The sequence below is a fragment of the Kitasatospora sp. NPDC127067 genome (genome assembly GCF_042724755.1).
GTDB classification, from domain to species: Bacteria; Actinomycetota; Actinomycetes; order Streptomycetales; family Streptomycetaceae; genus Kitasatospora; species Kitasatospora lactacystinica.
Map to the genome: position 1 here is coordinate 1 of NZ_JBHXEM010000173.1, position 15,447 is coordinate 15,447.

At 74.2% G+C, this 15,447-nt stretch carries 16 protein-coding genes; 9 read left to right on the forward strand and 7 right to left on the reverse strand.

Annotated elements, in window-relative coordinates:
- Positions 1–238 precede the first annotated feature (238 nt).
- Together ACFWJ4_RS37720 and ACFWJ4_RS37725 are read right to left on the reverse strand one after the other, a co-directional pair.
- A complete protein-coding gene (locus ACFWJ4_RS37720) occupies positions 239–799 on the reverse strand; it encodes a GNAT family N-acetyltransferase (RefSeq protein WP_380552895.1) in 561 nt (186 codons plus the stop codon).
- An 8-nt stretch (positions 800–807) separates the two neighbouring features.
- Positions 808–2,232 carry an ATP-grasp domain-containing protein gene (locus ACFWJ4_RS37725; protein WP_380552898.1) on the reverse strand — a complete coding sequence of 475 codons (1,425 nt, stop codon included), beginning with the start codon at positions 2,230–2,232 and terminating at the stop codon, positions 808–810.
- Positions 2,233–2,394: 162 nt separating this feature from the next.
- On the opposite strand from ACFWJ4_RS37725, the gene ACFWJ4_RS37730 reads away from it, so the two are divergent.
- Positions 2,395–3,000 carry a putative glycolipid-binding domain-containing protein gene (locus ACFWJ4_RS37730; protein WP_380552901.1) on the forward strand — a complete coding sequence of 202 codons (606 nt, stop codon included), beginning with the start codon at positions 2,395–2,397 and terminating at the stop codon, positions 2,998–3,000.
- A gap of 135 nt (positions 3,001–3,135) precedes the next feature.
- On the forward strand, positions 3,136–3,624 hold the full coding sequence (locus ACFWJ4_RS37735; RefSeq protein WP_380353257.1) for an SRPBCC family protein: 489 nt from the start codon (positions 3,136–3,138) through the stop codon (positions 3,622–3,624).
- 164 nt (positions 3,625–3,788) lie between these two features.
- On the opposite strand, the gene ACFWJ4_RS37740 is transcribed toward ACFWJ4_RS37735, so the two are convergent.
- The gene (locus tag ACFWJ4_RS37740) at positions 3,789–4,433 is read right to left on the reverse strand and encodes a TetR/AcrR family transcriptional regulator (RefSeq protein WP_380552904.1); all 645 of its coding nucleotides are present in this window, start codon (positions 4,431–4,433) and stop codon (positions 3,789–3,791) included.
- A gap of 84 nt (positions 4,434–4,517) precedes the next feature.
- Between ACFWJ4_RS37740 and ACFWJ4_RS37745 the strand changes: the two genes are divergently transcribed.
- Both ACFWJ4_RS37745 and ACFWJ4_RS37750 read left to right on the forward strand, forming a co-directional pair.
- Complete coding sequence (locus ACFWJ4_RS37745; protein WP_380552907.1) at positions 4,518–4,907, forward strand: Dabb family protein; 390 nt, start codon at positions 4,518–4,520, stop codon at positions 4,905–4,907.
- Between the two features lie 223 nt (positions 4,908–5,130).
- Positions 5,131–5,385: an acyl carrier protein gene (locus ACFWJ4_RS37750; RefSeq protein WP_380552910.1), complete on the forward strand. Its 255-nt coding sequence runs from the start codon at positions 5,131–5,133 to the stop codon at positions 5,383–5,385.
- A 72-nt stretch (positions 5,386–5,457) separates the two neighbouring features.
- Here ACFWJ4_RS37750 and ACFWJ4_RS37755 read toward each other — a convergent pair whose 3' ends face one another.
- Positions 5,458–5,793: a cupin domain-containing protein gene (locus tag ACFWJ4_RS37755; protein WP_359912995.1), complete on the reverse strand. Its 336-nt coding sequence runs from the start codon at positions 5,791–5,793 to the stop codon at positions 5,458–5,460.
- A gap of 71 nt (positions 5,794–5,864) precedes the next feature.
- Between ACFWJ4_RS37755 and ACFWJ4_RS37760 the strand changes: the two genes are divergently transcribed.
- The 4 genes from ACFWJ4_RS37760 to ACFWJ4_RS37775 all read left to right on the forward strand — a co-directional run bounded on the left by ACFWJ4_RS37760 (position 5,865) and on the right by ACFWJ4_RS37775 (position 10,598).
- Entirely contained in the window at positions 5,865–6,809 is a 945-nt protein-coding gene (locus tag ACFWJ4_RS37760; protein WP_380552913.1) for a helix-turn-helix domain-containing protein, read from the forward strand.
- A gap of 207 nt (positions 6,810–7,016) precedes the next feature.
- Positions 7,017–8,123 carry an RCC1 domain-containing protein gene (locus ACFWJ4_RS37765; protein WP_380552916.1) on the forward strand — a complete coding sequence of 369 codons (1,107 nt, stop codon included), beginning with the start codon at positions 7,017–7,019 and terminating at the stop codon, positions 8,121–8,123.
- Positions 8,124–8,209: 86 nt separating this feature from the next.
- Positions 8,210–8,710 carry a peptidylprolyl isomerase gene (locus ACFWJ4_RS37770; protein ID WP_380552919.1) on the forward strand — a complete coding sequence of 167 codons (501 nt, stop codon included), beginning with the start codon at positions 8,210–8,212 and terminating at the stop codon, positions 8,708–8,710.
- A 265-nt stretch (positions 8,711–8,975) separates the two neighbouring features.
- On the forward strand, positions 8,976–10,598 hold the full coding sequence (locus ACFWJ4_RS37775; protein WP_380552922.1) for a serine hydrolase: 1,623 nt from the start codon (positions 8,976–8,978) through the stop codon (positions 10,596–10,598).
- A 9-nt stretch (positions 10,599–10,607) separates the two neighbouring features.
- Here the strand turns inward: ACFWJ4_RS37775 and zapE are convergent, their stop codons facing one another.
- The 3 genes from zapE to ACFWJ4_RS37790 form a co-directional block, all read right to left on the reverse strand.
- Complete coding sequence (gene zapE, locus ACFWJ4_RS37780; RefSeq protein ID WP_380552925.1) at positions 10,608–11,684, reverse strand: cell division protein ZapE; 1,077 nt, start codon at positions 11,682–11,684, stop codon at positions 10,608–10,610.
- 197 nt (positions 11,685–11,881) lie between these two features.
- Positions 11,882–12,991, reverse strand: a complete 1,110-nt coding sequence (locus tag ACFWJ4_RS37785) for a serine hydrolase domain-containing protein (RefSeq protein WP_380552928.1) — start codon at positions 12,989–12,991, stop codon at positions 11,882–11,884.
- Between the two features lie 536 nt (positions 12,992–13,527).
- Complete coding sequence (locus ACFWJ4_RS37790; protein WP_380552931.1) at positions 13,528–14,043, reverse strand: DinB family protein; 516 nt, start codon at positions 14,041–14,043, stop codon at positions 13,528–13,530.
- Positions 14,044–14,327: 284 nt separating this feature from the next.
- Here ACFWJ4_RS37790 and ACFWJ4_RS37795 point away from each other — a divergent pair, with 284 nt between their 5' ends.
- The gene (locus ACFWJ4_RS37795; protein ID WP_380552934.1) at positions 14,328–15,290 is read left to right on the forward strand and encodes a phosphatidylinositol-specific phospholipase C; all 963 of its coding nucleotides are present in this window, start codon (positions 14,328–14,330) and stop codon (positions 15,288–15,290) included.
- The last annotated feature ends 157 nt before the right edge of the window (positions 15,291–15,447 follow it).

The window sequence follows — 15,447 nt, forward strand, 5'->3', positions numbered from 1 at the left end:
GTATATGACACCGGCTTCCACCCGGAACCCCGCCCCCCCGCGGCGGCCCGGCAGGGCGTTCGGGCACCGAACCCGGCTTCGGCGCCCGGGGCCCGTGCCGCCCCCACCCCCGCCCTCGCCTCGCCTTGCCCCGCCCCCGCCGTCGCGGCGGCCCGGCCGGGGCCCGCGCGGCGCGCCCCTGCGGTCCGTCACGGGCGGTCCGTCACGGGCGGTCCGTCACGGGCGGGCACGGCACGGCTCACGCCCGCACGCGGCCCGCCTCGTGGACCCACGGCGGCGCCACCGCGCTCGTGGCGCGTTCGAACAGGGCGCCGCTGCGGCTGTGGGCCACCGTGCGCACCCAACGCCAGCCCTGCGCACGGTAGTAGGCGTGCAGGGCGGCGTTGTCGCTCCACACGTTCGCCCGCAGCAGCCCGGCGCCCGCCCGCGCGGCCCGCCAGGCGGCCCAGTCGCCCAGACGGGCGCCGATGCCGCGCCCGGCGTACCGGCGGTCCACCGTGAAGGAGCTCACGTAGCGGGCCGGGCGGGCGAGTTCCTCGCCGCTCCACAGGCGGGGGCTGCCGGTGGGGCGCAGCGTCACGGTGGCGACGGCCTCGCCCTGCGGCGCCAGCGCGGCGACCACCGTCGCGCCCCGGGCGATCAGCGTCAGGCCGCGCTCGGGGTCGTACGGGGCCGACCACTGGACCGAGCCGTGCTCCAGCGCGATCCAGGCGGCCGCCTCCGCCCGCAGGGCGGCCAGCCGGGGCAGGTCGGCGGGCACCGCGGCGCGGACGTACAGCGGCACGGGTGTCCTCGGCACGGGTCTCCTCACCGCGACGCGCAGGGGACGGCGGATCCCACGGGTTCGTCGAGGGGTTCGAGGACGAAGCCCGCGCGCAGGGCGTCCACCAGCCGCCGTCCGGGCGCGGTGAGCGCGGTGCCGTCCGGGGTGGTCAGCGGGTGCCGGGCCACGACCCGGGCGAGCGGCACCCCGGGGAGCAACACCGTTCCGGGGGAGGGCAGTTGCAGCAGCACGCAGTCGTCGGGCCCGCACTCCAGCAGGCCGAACCCGGCACCGCAGTACCGCAGCCGCCCGTCCTTGAGCCGGTGCAGACCGCCCCCGGGCGCCGCCGCCACCCGCACCGGGGCGCCGGTGTGCCGCACCACCAGCTGCACGGCGCCCGCCGCGTCCGTACGCGGCTCGCCGCCGGTGGCGTGCCCGTAGAGCTCCAGGACGTGGCGCAGCGCGGACGGCAGCGCGTGCTCGGCCAGTTCGAGCTCGCCCAGCAGCCAGGTCGAGCCCTGCATGCGGCAGTTGAGCTCCAGCAGCAGCGGGCGCTCGCCGTCCAGGACGAAGTCGGCGCCGAACAGGCCCCGGTATCCGAGCGCGGCCAGCGCCTCGCCGACGCGCCGCGCCGAGGTGCCGGCCCGGGCCAGGGCGAGCGGCGACAGCAGGGCCGGGGCCGCGAAGTCGCAGCCGGAGTAGGCGCCGAAGGGCGCGCCGACGCCCTCGATACGGGTCAGCTGGACGGACGGGCGCAGCACCCGCACCGTGCTGTCCGCCGAGACCAGGACGTGCAGGTTGACCGCGACGCCCTCGACGTAGCCGCTCACCAGCCAGGGCCCGCCGCCGACCCGGCGGATCGGGCGCAGGTCCGCCTCGTCGACGACCAGGTGGGTGCCCTTGCCACTGGAGCCCACCGGCGTCTGCACCACGTAGGGGGACCCGAAGCGGCGGCGCAGCTCCCGGTGGTCGAGCGCCGGGACCACCGCGTCCGGCGGGGTCGCGGCCCCCACCGACCGCAGCCACGCGCGCTGCGCCCGCTTGTCGCTCAGCATCGGCAGGGCCACGTGCGAGGGCGGCTCCAGCAGGCGGGTGCCGAGCGCGTCGAGTGCCGTGCGCCACTCGGCTTTCATCGCCGAGTAGGGCAGCAGCGTCAGCTCCCGGCCCCGCCAGCCGTCACCCGCCGCGCCCGCGTCCTCGCCGTCGCCCGAGGTGCCGGCGATCGCGCGCAGTACCGCGTGGACCCCGGCCCCCGTCGAGGTGTGGTCGCGCACCCCCCGGTCCGGTTCCAGCGCGTGGAAGGAGGCCCCGAACTCGCCCGCCCAGCCCGCGTCCGGGCCCTCCACGCTCACCACCGCGGACAGGCAGCCGGTGCGCAGCAGCGGCAGCACGTTCAGGGGACGGGCACAGCACGACAGTCCGGGCAGGGCCCGCAACCGGGCCACCGCTTCGTCACAGGATGTGATCACCCACGCGATTATGGAGAGCCCGGGACCGGGCCCGCCGCCGCCCCGAACCCCGTCCCGCCCCGCACGAGGCACGCCCCGCCCCCACCCTCACCCGAACGAATGAACCCCCCGCGTTGACGGCCCGTCGGGGCCGCTGTCGGCACCCGGCAGTACCGTGCACGAATGAACAGCCGCACCGCCCCCGACCCGAACCGCCCCGCCGCCCGCACCGCCGCACCCACCTGGCGGGTCACCGAGACCGCCGGCCTGGAGACCTCCTGGATCGACCTGCGCCCCACCGCCCTGACCGCCCGCGGCCGCGTCGCCGCCGCCGAACCCGCCCCGTACTGGCTCGACTACGAACTCGACACCGGCGACGGCTTCACCACCCGCCGCATGCACGTCACCGCCCGCACCCCCGACGCCGTCCGCACCCTCGACCTGCGCCGCGACGAGACCACCGGCCACTGGACCGTCGACGGCACCCCGCGCCCCGACCTCGACGGCGCTCTCGACTGCGACCTCGGCCTGTCCCCGCTCACCAACACCCCGCCCGTCCTGCGCCACGCCCTCCACCGCGGCCCGGGCGAACACCACTTCCTGATGGTCTGGATCCGGGTACCCGAGCTGGTCGTCGTGCCCTCCCGCCAGACCTACACCCACCTGCACCGCCACGAGGACGGAGGCGCCACCGTCCGCTACGCCTCCGGCGACTACCGGGCGGACCTGCTGCTGGACGCGGACGGCCTGGTCGCCGACTACCCGGGCCTGGCCCACCGCATCGCCTGACGGCCCCGGTCCGGCGGCCCGGCCAGGCCCGACGGCGCGGTCCGGCCCGACGGGGAGCCCGACCTGACGGGGCGCCCGGTTTTCCCGCCCGGTACGCTCGGGCGCATCCCCCGACCCGCCACGAGGAGGCCCCCGATGCCCTGGTTCGCACTGGAGCGCTTCGACGCCTCCTTCTTCGACACCGCCCCGCACCGCCACCGCCACGTGATGGACCTGCCGGTGGCACCGCGGAGCGTGTGGGCGGGACTCGCCGGCCCGGCACCGCTGTCCTGGTGCCGGGGCCTGGCCGGCGGCCGCTACACCTCACCGGCCCCGCACGGCGTCGGCACCACCCGGGAGATCACCGCGCTCGGGACGCTGCGGCTGCGCGAGGAGTTCACGCTCTGGGAGGAGGGCACGCGGCACGCGTTCCGCGTCACCGAGGCCTCCCTGCCGCTGTACCGGCGCTTCGGCGAGGACTACCTCCTCGAACCCCTCCCGGGCGGCGGCACCCGCTTCACCTGGACCTTCGCCTACGAGCCGGCCCCACTGCTGCGCCGCCCCGCGGCACTGACCGACATGCCCGGGGCGGCCTTCCAGCGGACGCTGATCGCCGACACCAAACGGCACTTCGGCGCGGCCTGAGCCCGCCGGGCCACGGGCGCCCGGCCCTCCGGCGAACCACGTCCCCGCCGTCCCGGCGGCACGGCACGGGCGGAAGCACCGCTGATGGCCGCCATCAGCAATGCCTGTGGCCGCACCCGCCGTCCTCACCGGAGCCCGCCGTCCGTGCGCCCCGGCCCAGGGGCTCAGGCGCCGTAGGCGCGCAGGAAGACGTCCACCGCCTCGGCGGCCACCTCCCGCACGTCCGCGTCCGGCCGGTGCTCCAGGGGCCCGGTCAGCAGGGCGAGGAGGTGCTCGGTGGCGCGGTCGGGGTCGCAGGGGCGCAGCCGGCCGGACAGGACGAGGCGGGTCAGGCGGTCGGCGAGGGCGGTGTGCGGGCGCAGCAGCACGCGCTCGCGCACGGCGGCCGCGAGGCCGGGGAACTGGACGGCCTGCGCACAGGCCAACTGCCGTACCGCGCGGGACTCCTGGCAGCAGATGGCCAGCAGCAGGGCGTGCGCGGCCGAGGTGAGGGCCGCCCGCAGGTCGGCGGCGTCCGCTGTGGCGGCCGAGCGCAACGGTTCGACGGCGGCCACCGCCCGGGCTCCTACGCGCTCGGCCACCGCCTCGACGGCCTCGCGGTAGAGGCTCTCCTTGTCGGCCAGGTGGCTGTAGACGGTCGGCTTGGCCACCCCCGCCTCGCCCGCGATCTCCTGCACGCAGGCCTGCGCGTAGCCGCGCCGCGCGAAGACCGCGAACGCGCCGTCCAGGATCGCCTGCCGTCGCTCCGTCTGCCGCTGCGTCTGTCCACGGCCCGTCCACCCGGCGCCCGTTGACACTTCTGAACCCATGGGTTCAGTCTAGAGCCTGAACCCGAAAGACCATATTTCTGAACCAGAGAGTTCAATCCCAACTTCACGTTCGAGGAGAGACGCGTGATCATCCACATGCTGCGCTTCGCGTTCAAGGAGACCGCCACCGAGGAGGACCGCGCACACGTCCTCGCCGTCATGCGCCGCACCGCCTCCGTCGAGTCGGTCGCCTTCTCCACGGTCGGCCAGAGCCTCGACGCCACCGGCGGATTCACCCACGCCTACTGCGTCGCCATCCCCGACCTGCCGGCCCTGCGCCGCTACATGCACGACCCGGTCCACCTCGCCGGGGACCCGCAGATCATGCCGCACCTGGCCCGCATCGCCATCGGCCCCGACCTGTCCGACGACCCGGCCCCCGACCTCGCTGCCCAGGTCCTCGCCCTGCACGAGGAGAAGGTCGCCCTCCACCCCGAGTGGGCCGCCGAACTCGCCCCGCTGCTCGCCGCCTGACCGCCCGTCGGTCCGTCGACCGGCGCGCCGGAACGCGGCTCCGACAACCCGGGGGAGGAGCCGCAGCGGGCCGTCCCGACCATCCCCGTGAAAGCCCTCACACGTACGAGTGAACGAGCTGGACCGGACGCCTGACGACCACGTACAACTGCGCCCACAGGGCCACCCGTTGAACGACCCGACCGCCGTCGGCCCTGCCACCCACGCACCCCCGGAGGGCCCGATGGCCACGGAGATCACCTACGAGGAACTGGCCACCCTGGTCAGGACCCGCGCCGGCGTCCAGGTCACCGCCGAGGAACTCGCCGACCCCGGCCGCATGTTCCTCGACCTCGGCGTCGACTCCCTGGGCGTGCTGGGCGTCCTCGCCGACCTGGAGAACCGCTACGGCGTCTCCCTCGACAGCTCCGACCTGCTCGGCCGCCCCGTCGCCGAGTTCCTCAAGGACGTCAACGCCTCGCTGCAGCCCGGTTCCTGACCGGCCCGGGGGGCTCGGGGCGGGAAGCCCGACCCCGGCGGCCTCCCGCGCCCGCGCCCGCGCCCCGCGGCCCTACCCCTGCGGGTAGAACACGAACAGCGTGCAGCCGACGGCCGTCGACGGCACGTGCCACGACCCCGCCGGAGCGTGCAGGAACGTACCGGCCGGGTAGTCCCGCGCCCCGTCGTTGAAGACGCCCGCCACCACGAACACCTCCTCCGGCCCCGGCTCGTGGACGTCACGGTGCGGCCAGCGGGAGCCCGCCGCCATCTCCAGCACATGGGCGTGCGCGCCGTCCGGCCCCCGCCACAGGGCCCGCAGCCGGACACCGGGGAACAGCTCGCGGACCGGGGACTCGTCGACGGACACGGACGTGTAGCCCTGCTGGGCAAGGATCTCCGGGTACATGCCCGCAACGGTGCCGCGCCCCGGCCGGCCCGGACAGGCCCCACCGCGACACCCTGGGGTACTTTCCTGCCATGCACCGCGTGGTGGCCCTGGTCCGGCCCGTCCAGTCGACCTTCGAACTCGGCTGCGCCGCCGAGGTCTTCGGCACACCGAGACCCGGCCTGCCGCAGCACTACACCTTCGCCACCTGCACGCAGGTCCCCGGTCCGGTGCCCACCACCGGCGGCTACACCATGTCCGTGCCGCACGGCCTCGACGCGCTCGACACCGCCGACACCGTGATCGTCCCCGGCTGGCTGCCCGTGGACGAACCCCTCGCCGGCCCCGTGCGCCGCGCCCTGCTGCGGGCGCACGCCCGCGGGGCCCGACTGGCCGCCATCTGCTCCGGAGTGTTCGCCCTGGCCCGCACCGGCCTGCTCGACGGCCGCACCGCCACCACCCACCGGGCCCGCGCCGACCAGCTGCGCCGCGCGTACCCCCGGATCCGGGTCGAGCCGCACCGGCGCTACGTGGACCACGGCGACGTCGCCACCAGCGCGGGCGCCGGCGCCGGCCTCGACCTGTGCCTGCACCTGGTCCGGCGCGACCACGGCGCCGCCCACGCCGCCGCGCTGGCCCGGCACATGGCGATGGCGCCGCACCCCGACGACGACCGCACGCCGTACGCGCCGGCGCCGGTGCCGGTGTCGTCGGGTCAGGCGCTGGACGGCCTGCTCGCCTGGGCCGACGAGCGCCTGGGCACGCCCCTGTCGGTCGAGGCCCTGGCCGCCCGCCTCGGCGTCTCGCCCCGCACCCTGGCCCGGCGCTTCGCCGACCAGCTCGGCACCAGCCCGGGCGCCTGGCTGCTCGCCCGCCGGCTGGCCGCGGCCCGCGTCCTGCTGGAGGACACCGACCTGCCCGTCGACGCGATCGCCGCCCGCGTCGGGCTGACCTCCGCCGTCAACCTGCGCCGCCGCTTCCGCGCCCGCACCGGCACCACCCCCGGCGCCTACCGGCAGGCCTTCCGCACCCGCTGAGCCGTAGTCCCGCGCCACACGCTGCGGGACGTACGGCCGTCGGCCGCGCCGGAGGGTCGCCATCACCCGATCGAGTGGCCGGCGCCGCCGTTTCCCGTGCCGGTGACGTGCGCGTGGGTAGCGTCGGTCCATGATCGTGGACTCGTCAACAGGTCTGACATGTCGACGATTTGACTTATTGTCATACAAGTAAAGAGGCATCGTCGCATGGCAGAGAAGCGCCTGAAGTCCTGGGGCAACAACCGCTCCGGCCAGCTCGGGGACGGCACCTGGGCCGACCTCCGCACCACGGCCACCGCCGTGCTCGGGCTGACCAGCGCCGACGTGGTGAAGATCGCCGCCGGCGGGGCCGGCGCCACCCTCGGCCACGGGCTGGCCCTGCTGGCCGACCGCACGGTGCAGTCCTGGGGCGTCAACGGCTCGGGCCAGCTCGGCGACGGCACGGTGTTCAGCCACAACGCGCCCGGCCAGGTGGTCGGTCTCACCGACGCCACCGACATCGCCGCCGGCGGCGCGCACAGCCTCGCCCTGCTCGCCGACGGCACCGTCCTGGCCTGGGGCCAGAACACCCACGGCCAGCTCGGCAACGGCACCGGCGCCGACAGCGGCGTCCCGGTGCGGGTCGAGGGCCTCCACAAGGTCGTCGCCATCGCCGCCGGCCTCCACCACAGCCTCGCGCTGCGCGAGGACGGCACCGTCTGGGCCTGGGGCTACAACAGCAACGGCCAGCTGGGCGACGGGACTTCCACCAACCGCGGCCTCCCGGCGCGGGTCGTCGGACTGACCGGCGTCAGCCGGATCGCCGCCGGCGCCAGCCACAACCTCGTCCTGGTCGGCGCACCCGGCGCCGGCGCCGCCGTGAAGGCCTGGGGCTACAACGCCACCGGCCAGCTCGGCGACAACACCACCATCAACCGCTACACCCCCGTCACCACCCACGGGGCCTGGACCGGCGGGGTCACCCGGATCGCGGCCGGCTGCAACCACAGCATGGCCGTCGTCGACACCGACCACCGCCTCAAGGCCTGGGGCCAGAACACCGCCGGCCAGCTCGGCGACGGCACCACCGTCTTCCGCGTCACCCCCGTCACCGTCCCCGGCCTGAGCGGCGTACGGCTGGTCGCCGGCGGCCGGGAGCACACCGTGGCCCTGTCCGGGACCAGCACCGTGCACTCCTGGGGCAGCAACGGCTCCGGCCAGCTCGGCGACGGCACCACCGCCGACAGCAGCACCCCGGTGCCCACCCTCACCGCCCTCACCGGCATCGACAAGCTCGCCGCCCCCGTCGGCGGCGACTTCACCCTCGCCAACTGAGGCGCCTCGACGGTGCCCGGCCGTCCCTCCTGTCACAATGCGCGTGAGCAATCCGTAGCCGCCGCAACCCGTACAGTGAGGTCATCGTGTCGAAGGTCAAACTGAGCACCAACCACGGCGACATCGTCCTGCGCCTCGACGCGGAGAAGGCCCCGGCGACGGTGGAGAACTTCCTCCAGTACGTCCGGGACGGCTTCTACGACGGGACGGTCTTCCACCGGGTCATCAACGGCTTCATGGTCCAGGGCGGCGGGATGGAGCCCGGCATGAAGCAGAAGAAGACCCGCGCCCCCATCCAGAACGAGGCCGACAACGGCCTGAAGAACACGCGGTACACCGTCGCGATGGCCCGCACCGGGGACCCGCACTCCGCCACCGCCCAGTTCTTCATCAACGTCGCCGACAACGGCTTCCTCGACCACAGCGGCAAGAACGCCCAGGGCTGGGGCTACGCCGTCTTCGGCGAGGTGGTCGAGGGCCAGGACGTCGTGGACACCGTCAAGACCGTGCCCACCGGCTCCAGGAGCGGCCACCAGGACGTCCCCAAGGAGGACGTGGTCATCGAGAAGGCCGAGATCGTCGAGTAGGCCGGGACCGCCGGCCGGGGCCGGGCCGCCGGGCAGGAACCGGGGGAGCGGGCGTGCATGGGAAGTCGGCCCGGCCGACTTCCCGCTCCGCACCGGCCCGGCGCGGCCCCGGCGTGCCGCCCCAACACCCCTCCCCGCCGCCGCACGGGTGAACGCGCCCACGGCGGTGCGCGGCGCCCGCCCGGGCCGCGCCGGGCCGTCGAATACTCACGTACTCACGCGATGAGGCGCACGGCCCGTGCCGCCCGGACGAGGGAGGACCCGCATGCACCGCCGCACCGCCGCCAGGCCGGGACACCGCATCGCCGCGCCCCTGCTGGCCGGCCTGCTGCTCGCCGGGTGCACCTCCGCCGCCTCCGACCCCGAGGCCGCCCCCGGCTCCTCCGGCGCCGTGCCCACCGCGCCGCCGCAGCCCTCACCGCAGCTGACCGACCAGCAGGTGGCCTTCGCCGTCGACCGGATCGACGCCTACGTCCAGGACGCCCTGCGCAGGACCGGCGTGCCGGGCCTGGCCCTGGCCGTCGTCCACAAGGACAAGGTCGTCCACGCCAAGGGCTTCGGCGTCCGCGAACTCGGCAAGCCGGACACCGTCGACCCCGACACCGTCTTCCAGCTCGCCTCCGTCTCCAAGCCGATCTCCTCCACCGTCGTCGCCACGGCCGTCGGCCAGAAGGCGGTCGCCTGGGACGACCCCGTCATCGCCCACGACCCCGGCTTCACCCTCGCCGACCCCTGGGTCGGCCGCCATGTGACGATCGCCGACCTCTTCTCCCACCGCAGCGGCCTGCCCGACCACGCCGGCGACCTCCTCCAGGACCTCGGCTACCAGCGCGACTACATCCTCCAGCACCTGCGCGACCAGCCCCTGGCCCCCTTCCGCGCCACCTACGCCTACACCAACTACGGCCTCACCGAGGCGGCCGTCGCCGTTGCCAGGACCAGGGGCACCGCCTGGGAGACCCTGGCCGCCGACACCCTCTACAAGCCGCTCGGCATGACCTCCACGAGCTCCCTGCGCTCCGCCTACGACAACGCGGCCGACAAGGCGGTGCCGCACGTGCGCACCGGCGACGGCAGCGGCTGGCAGGTCAGCACCACCGAGAACGCCGACCCGCAGTCCCCGGCCGGCGGCGTCAGCTCCACCGTGCAGGACCTCGCCCGCTGGATGCGGCTGCAGCTCGCCGACGGCTCCTTCGAGGGCAAGCAGATCGTCGACACCGCCGCCCTGGGCCAGACCTGGCTGCCGCACAGCCTCTCCAACCCGCCGTCCGCACCCGACGGCAACCCCGGCCAGTACGGCCTGGGCTGGAACGTCGGCCGCGACAACGGCGGCCGGCTGCGGCTCAACCACTCCGGCGCCTTCGAACTGGGCGCCGCCACCGTGGTCACCCTGCTGCCCTCCGAGCAGCTGGGGATCGTGGTGCTGACCAACGGCCAGCCGGTCGGCCTGCCCGAGGCGGTGGCCGAGGAGTTCTTCGACCTCGCCGAGGAGGGCCACGAGACCGTCGACTGGCTCGCCTTCTTCGGCAAGGTCGTCCCCGCCGCCGCGCTGACCGGCGTCTCGCCCACCGACTACACCAAGCCCCCGGCCGACGCCGCCCCCGCCAGGCCCGACGCGGCCTACGTCGGCACGTACGCCAACGGCTACTACGGCCCGCTGACCGTGACCACCGGCAACGGCGGCGCCCTGGTGATGAGCCTGGGCCCGGACGACCTGCAGTTCCCGCTCCAGCACTACGCCGGGGACGTGTTCAGCTTCCGCACCCGCGGGGAGAACGCCGTCGGCCTGTCCGGGGTGACGTTCGGCGTGGGCGCCGACGGCCGGGCCTCCACGGTGGTGGTCGAACAGCTCGACCACGAGGGCCTCGGTACCTTCACCCGAAGCTAGGGTCTGTCTTCAAACCCCCGTCTGCCGGGCCGGGTGCCGCAGGAGGGCGAGGCGGCTGGCGGTGCGGTCGAGGTCGCGCATGAGGGCGGAGCCGGCGGGGAGGCCGGCGAGCGGGTCGGCGCCGATCAGGACCAGGCGGACGTCGCGGTCGCAGCAGACGTCGACCAGGTTGGCGAAGCGCCGGCGGCCGTCGGGGGAGGCCTCGGTGAGCGGCGGGACGCCGTCGAGGACGACGGTGGGGAAGCGGTCGGCGAGGGCGAGGTAGTCCGCGACGGAGGTGAGGCCCTCGCACAGCTCCGGGAAGCCGAACCACACGTGGTCCTCGCGGACCGCCCGGGCCGGCAGCTCGCGGTGGTGGGCGGCCACCGGACCCGCCTCCTCGGGCCGGGGCGCGGTGAGGCCGGCCGAGGCCTCGTCGCCGGGGCGGAGCCGGGCGCCGAGGCCGAACCCGTGGGAGCGTTCCGACCCGGGCAGGCGCCGGAAGTCGACCTGCCCGCAGACGTCGACCACGTCCATCCGCTCCTCGATCAGCCTGATCGTCGGCTCGAAGAGGTGGTGGTACAGCGGGTCGGGCATCAGCCCGGCGGGCGGGTAGTTGGACGTGGTGACCAGGGTGATCCGCCGGTCCAGCAGGGTGTGCAGCAGACGGGCCACCAGCATCGCGTCACCCGCGTCGTGGGCGTGGAACTCGTCGAACACCAGGACCCGGCAGTCGCCGAGCAGCTCGTCCACGGCCAGGTCCACCGCCGCGCCGTCCGCGCCGCGACTCCCGGCGTGGTGGGCGACGCCCTCGTGCAGCCGGCGGAAGAAGTCGTGGAAGTGCAGCCGCCGCTTGCGCGGGGTCGCCAGCCCGTCGAGGAAGGTGTCCACCAGCCAGCTCTTGCCGCGGCCGACCGGGCCCCAGAGGTAGAGGTGCCGCGGACCGCGGCGCAGCCGCCAGGCCGGGTGGGCCAGCTCGCCGGCCAGCCGGCTGAGCCGCTCGACCGGGAGCTCCTGGGCGGGGTCGAGCGTGAACCCGCGCTGCCCGGCGGCCCGCTGGAAGTGCCCGCGCATCGCCTCGTACTGCTTCTGCACCCTGTCCGTCACGGGTCCGGACCCTAGCAGGGCGTCATCGGCGTCCCGATCACCGGGAGTTGCCCGGTCCCGGGCCCCTCCACGGCCGGTTCGGCGCGGGGCGGGACCGACGGAGCGTCCCGCTCCCGCCCGGCCGCGGGAGGCGCGACCGGCCCGCTCGGTGTTCGGCACTCCGTGTGGGCAGGAGCCGGGCCGGGTCGAGGGGTGGGTCAGCGGCAGAGGGCCGCGTCCAGGGCGGCCGCCATGTGCTGCGCGCCCTCCTCGCCGGGGACGGTGGTGACCGTGATGGTGGCGGCGCGGCCGTCGTCGGTGACGCCGCCGCGGGAGCGGTAGCCGGGGGAGGTGCCGCCGTGGCCCCAGGCCGGGCCGCCGCAGGAGAGCGGCCTGCTCTGCAGGCCCAGACCGTAGCGGACACCCGGGCCCAGGGGTTCGGCGGGGACGGTGGTGCGCATCTGGGCGAGCTGTGCCGGGGGCAGGAGCCGGCCGCCGAGGAGCGCGGTGAAGAACGAGTTGAGGTCGGTGTTGGTGGTGACGATCGCCCCGGCCGCCCAGGCCATCGAGGTGTCCGTGTCGGTGTAGTCGACCGGGGGCGCGTCCGGCGTGCTGCGGAAGTAGCCGTGGGGGTGGGCCTCGTGGACGGTGGTGTCGCCGGGGGTGGGGAAGTAGGTGTGGCGCAGGCCGACGCGGTCGATGACGCGCTTGGTGATCTCCTCTCCGACGGGTCGTCCGGTGACCTTCTGGACGAGGAGCCCGGCGACGATGTAGTTGGTGTTGCTGTACTCCCAGTCGGTTCCCGCGGGGAAGTGGGACTTCTGGGCGAGGGCGCCGTCGAGGAGGTCGCGGGGCTCGAAGTAGCGGTACTGCACGGCGGTGAAGTCCGAGAGGGCGGGGGCGTCCATGTATTCGGGCAGGCCGCTGGTGTGCTGGAGCAGTTGACGGACGGTGATGTCGTGTCCGTCGATGCCGTCGCCGCGCAGCAGGCCGGGCAGGTAGGTCTCGACGGGCTCGTCGAGGCCGACCTTTCCTTCGGCGACGAGTTGGAGGACGACGACGGCGGTGAAGGTCTTGGTGTTGCTGCCGGCGCGTATCTGCCCGTCGACGGGGGGCTTGGCCCCGGTGGCGAGGTCGCCGACGCCGGCGGTGTAGGTGCGGGTGCGGCCGTCGCGGCCCTTGACGGAGGCCAGCGCGGCGGGCAGGCCGTCGTCCTTCACCAGCGCGTTCAGGCTCTGCTGGACGCCGTCCGGCCTGCCGCCCGCGAACGCCGCGCTCGGTGCCAGTGCCCCGGCCGCCACGACGCCGGCGGCCACGGCGGCCACCATCCCGCGCCGGCCACGGCGGCGGGAGCGTGGGAAACGGCTGTGCGGTGCATGCTCGTGCACGAAGAACCCCCCTCTGATGGATGGGGCCGGTGATTCCCGGCCTTCACCAAGAGGACCATTCGGGTGCGGAGGAGGTCATCCGCACCCGGGACGAGTCCGCCCCGGGGCGCAGGCCCCGGGGGACGCCCTCGGCCAGGACCGTACTCCCAAGGCACGTCCGACAATTGATCTCGCAACAGGTCGAGGTGGGTTGACGGACGCGGCTCGGGAGCGCCGCAGTACTGCCGGGAGGTCGCCACCGACTGGTCACCCGGGCGTTCGGCCGTCGGCCGGACCGACGTGCGCCGCCCGTCCGGCATCAGCCCGCGCAGGTAGCAATCCCCTCACCGGCGCTGATCCGTGCGCGCGAGCGATGCGGGGACCTCGGCCACGAAGTCGCCGAGGTCCCCGCGAAGCCTCTCCACCTCACCGAGATCCACAAGTCGCAGCATGCAACACCACGGCCGGCAGGAGCACATCAACCCAACGAGGTACCGCTAGTAGTAGCCCTTCGAGCCGTCGAGGAGCTCGCGGACGATGTCGGCGTGCCCGGCGTGGCGGCCGGTCTCCTCGACGAGGTGGATCAGCATCCAGCGCAGGTTGGCGCCGCCGGCGCGGAAGCCGGGCTTGCGGCCGACGTCGTCCAGGGAGGCCGCCGCGACGATCTCGTTGCTGCGGGCGCACTGGGCCTCGTACTCCGCGAGCAGGTCGGCGAGGGGACGGTTGTCGGTGTGCCAGTCGGCGTCCTCGGTGGACTCGTCGAAGGAGGGGTTCTGCTTCTCGTCGCCGCCGAGGAACATCACCTCCAGCCAGAGGTGTTCGGTCCAGCGCATGTGCGACAGGAGGCCGGCCATCGTCATGGCCGGCGAGGTCGGGACGACCGCCCGGTGCGCGTCCCGTTCGTCCAGCCCCTCGCACTTCCAGCGCAGGATCTTCCGTTGCAGGTCCAACCAGCCGATGAGCGCGGTGCGTTCGTCCGCCTGGAGTGGGGGGCGTTCCAGTTCCGATGCCATGGCGGTGCAGGCTACCGAGGTGTCGCCCCGGGCGCACCGGGTTTTCCGCGTGCCGCCCGCCGCGCCGGGCGCGGGCCGGCGGACCGGGTGTGCGTGGGCACGCCGGTCGTGCGCGGGAAGTCGGACCGGCCGACTTCCCGCTCCCGGGCCGGTCGGCGGTGCGGTGCGGTGCGGGTGGCCGTTCGCGGACGATGAACCGGCCTCGGGCGGAGGCCCGTTGGAGTCGGAAAGGAGAACGTTCATGCCCGATCACCATCGGGGCCCCGAGTCCGGAGGCTTCTTGCATGTCGATCAACCGTAGGACCCTTCTCAGGGGCGCAGCGCTCGCGGCCACGACCGGTGCCCTGGGCATCGCCGGCTCGGGCGCGTCGGCCGTCGCCGCGCCGGACCGCCTCGTCCACCGCCCCACCGACAGGTGGATGTCGCTGCTGGGCGACAACGTGAAGCTGTCGCAGCTGACGATCCCCGGAACCCACGAGACCTGCGCGCTCTACGACGGCGGCGCCTTCGGCTTCGCCCAGTGCCAGGAGTGGCGCATCAACCAGCAGCTCCAGGCGGGCGTGCGCTTCCTCGACATCCGGTGCCGGGTGGCGGGCGACGTCTTCACCATCCACCACGACAAGATCTACCAGAAAATCAACTTCGGTGACGTGCTGAACCTCTGCATCGACTTCCTGAAGGCGAACCCCCGCGAGACGATCATCATGCGGGTCAAGAAGGAGTACACCGAGGGGCAGGACTACCGCTTCAGCGAGATCTTCAACTACTACATGGACGGCTACGACGGGAAGGGCAACTACCGGCCCTGGTTCTGGCTCCCCAAGGCCGGATCACTGCCCGGCGGACTGCCCACACTCGGGCAGGTGCGCGGCAAGATCGTCCCCATCATGTCGGACTTCACCTGGGGCGACGGGCGCTACGACCCGCTGCAGTGGGGGGACAGTTCCCGGATCTGGCTGCAGGACGCGTGGAGCGACGGGCCCAGCCGCAAGGTCCAGCGGGTCAGGGAAGGGCTGGACACGGCGTTCTACGGCCAGAACGACGGCAAGCTGTACCTCCACTTCGCCAGCTCCAGCAGCTTCCCGGACACCCCGTACCAGATCGCCAAGGTCGTCAATCCCTCCATCCAGGACTACCTGACGCCGCGCATCTCCCAGCGCGCGCACTACGGCGTGATCGCGATGGACTTCGTGGACGAGCGCAAGGACCTGCTGCAGATGATCGTCGACTGGAACTTCGGACTCTGACCCCAGCCACCGGCCCCGCCGCCAACCGGTGATCGGAGCAGGGGAGAGGGGCGGGGCGCCCGCCCCGCCCGCTTGCCCCCCCTCAGGCGGGGCCCCCGGGGGTTGAAGGAATAACCAAAGGACAGGGGGGCGGTGGTCGGGGCGCACTCGCCGCAAT

Bases quoted from the DNA above. Each gene is read 5' to 3' on its own strand.
- ACFWJ4_RS37760 (WP_380552913.1), top strand. From the start codon at position 5,865: ATGCACCGCGTGGTGGCCCTGGTCCGGCCCGTCCAGTCGACCTTCGAA.
- ACFWJ4_RS37785 (WP_380552928.1), bottom strand. From the start codon at position 12,991: ATGGTGGCCGCCGTGGCCGCCGGCGTCGTGGCGGCCGGGGCACTGGCA.
- ACFWJ4_RS37775 (WP_380552922.1), top strand. From the start codon at position 8,976: ATGCACCGCCGCACCGCCGCCAGGCCGGGACACCGCATCGCCGCGCCC.
- ACFWJ4_RS37790 (WP_380552931.1), bottom strand. From the start codon at position 14,043: ATGGCATCGGAACTGGAACGCCCCCCACTCCAGGCGGACGAACGCACC.
- ACFWJ4_RS37755 (WP_359912995.1), bottom strand. From the start codon at position 5,793: ATGTACCCGGAGATCCTTGCCCAGCAGGGCTACACGTCCGTGTCCGTC.
- ACFWJ4_RS37740 (WP_380552904.1), bottom strand. From the start codon at position 4,433: ATGGGTTCAGAAGTGTCAACGGGCGCCGGGTGGACGGGCCGTGGACAG.
- ACFWJ4_RS37765 (WP_380552916.1), top strand. From the start codon at position 7,017: ATGGCAGAGAAGCGCCTGAAGTCCTGGGGCAACAACCGCTCCGGCCAG.
- ACFWJ4_RS37730 (WP_380552901.1), top strand. From the start codon at position 2,395: ATGAACAGCCGCACCGCCCCCGACCCGAACCGCCCCGCCGCCCGCACC.
- ACFWJ4_RS37795 (WP_380552934.1), top strand. From the start codon at position 14,328: ATGTCGATCAACCGTAGGACCCTTCTCAGGGGCGCAGCGCTCGCGGCC.
- ACFWJ4_RS37750 (WP_380552910.1), top strand. From the start codon at position 5,131: ATGGCCACGGAGATCACCTACGAGGAACTGGCCACCCTGGTCAGGACC.
- ACFWJ4_RS37735 (WP_380353257.1), top strand. From the start codon at position 3,136: ATGCCCTGGTTCGCACTGGAGCGCTTCGACGCCTCCTTCTTCGACACC.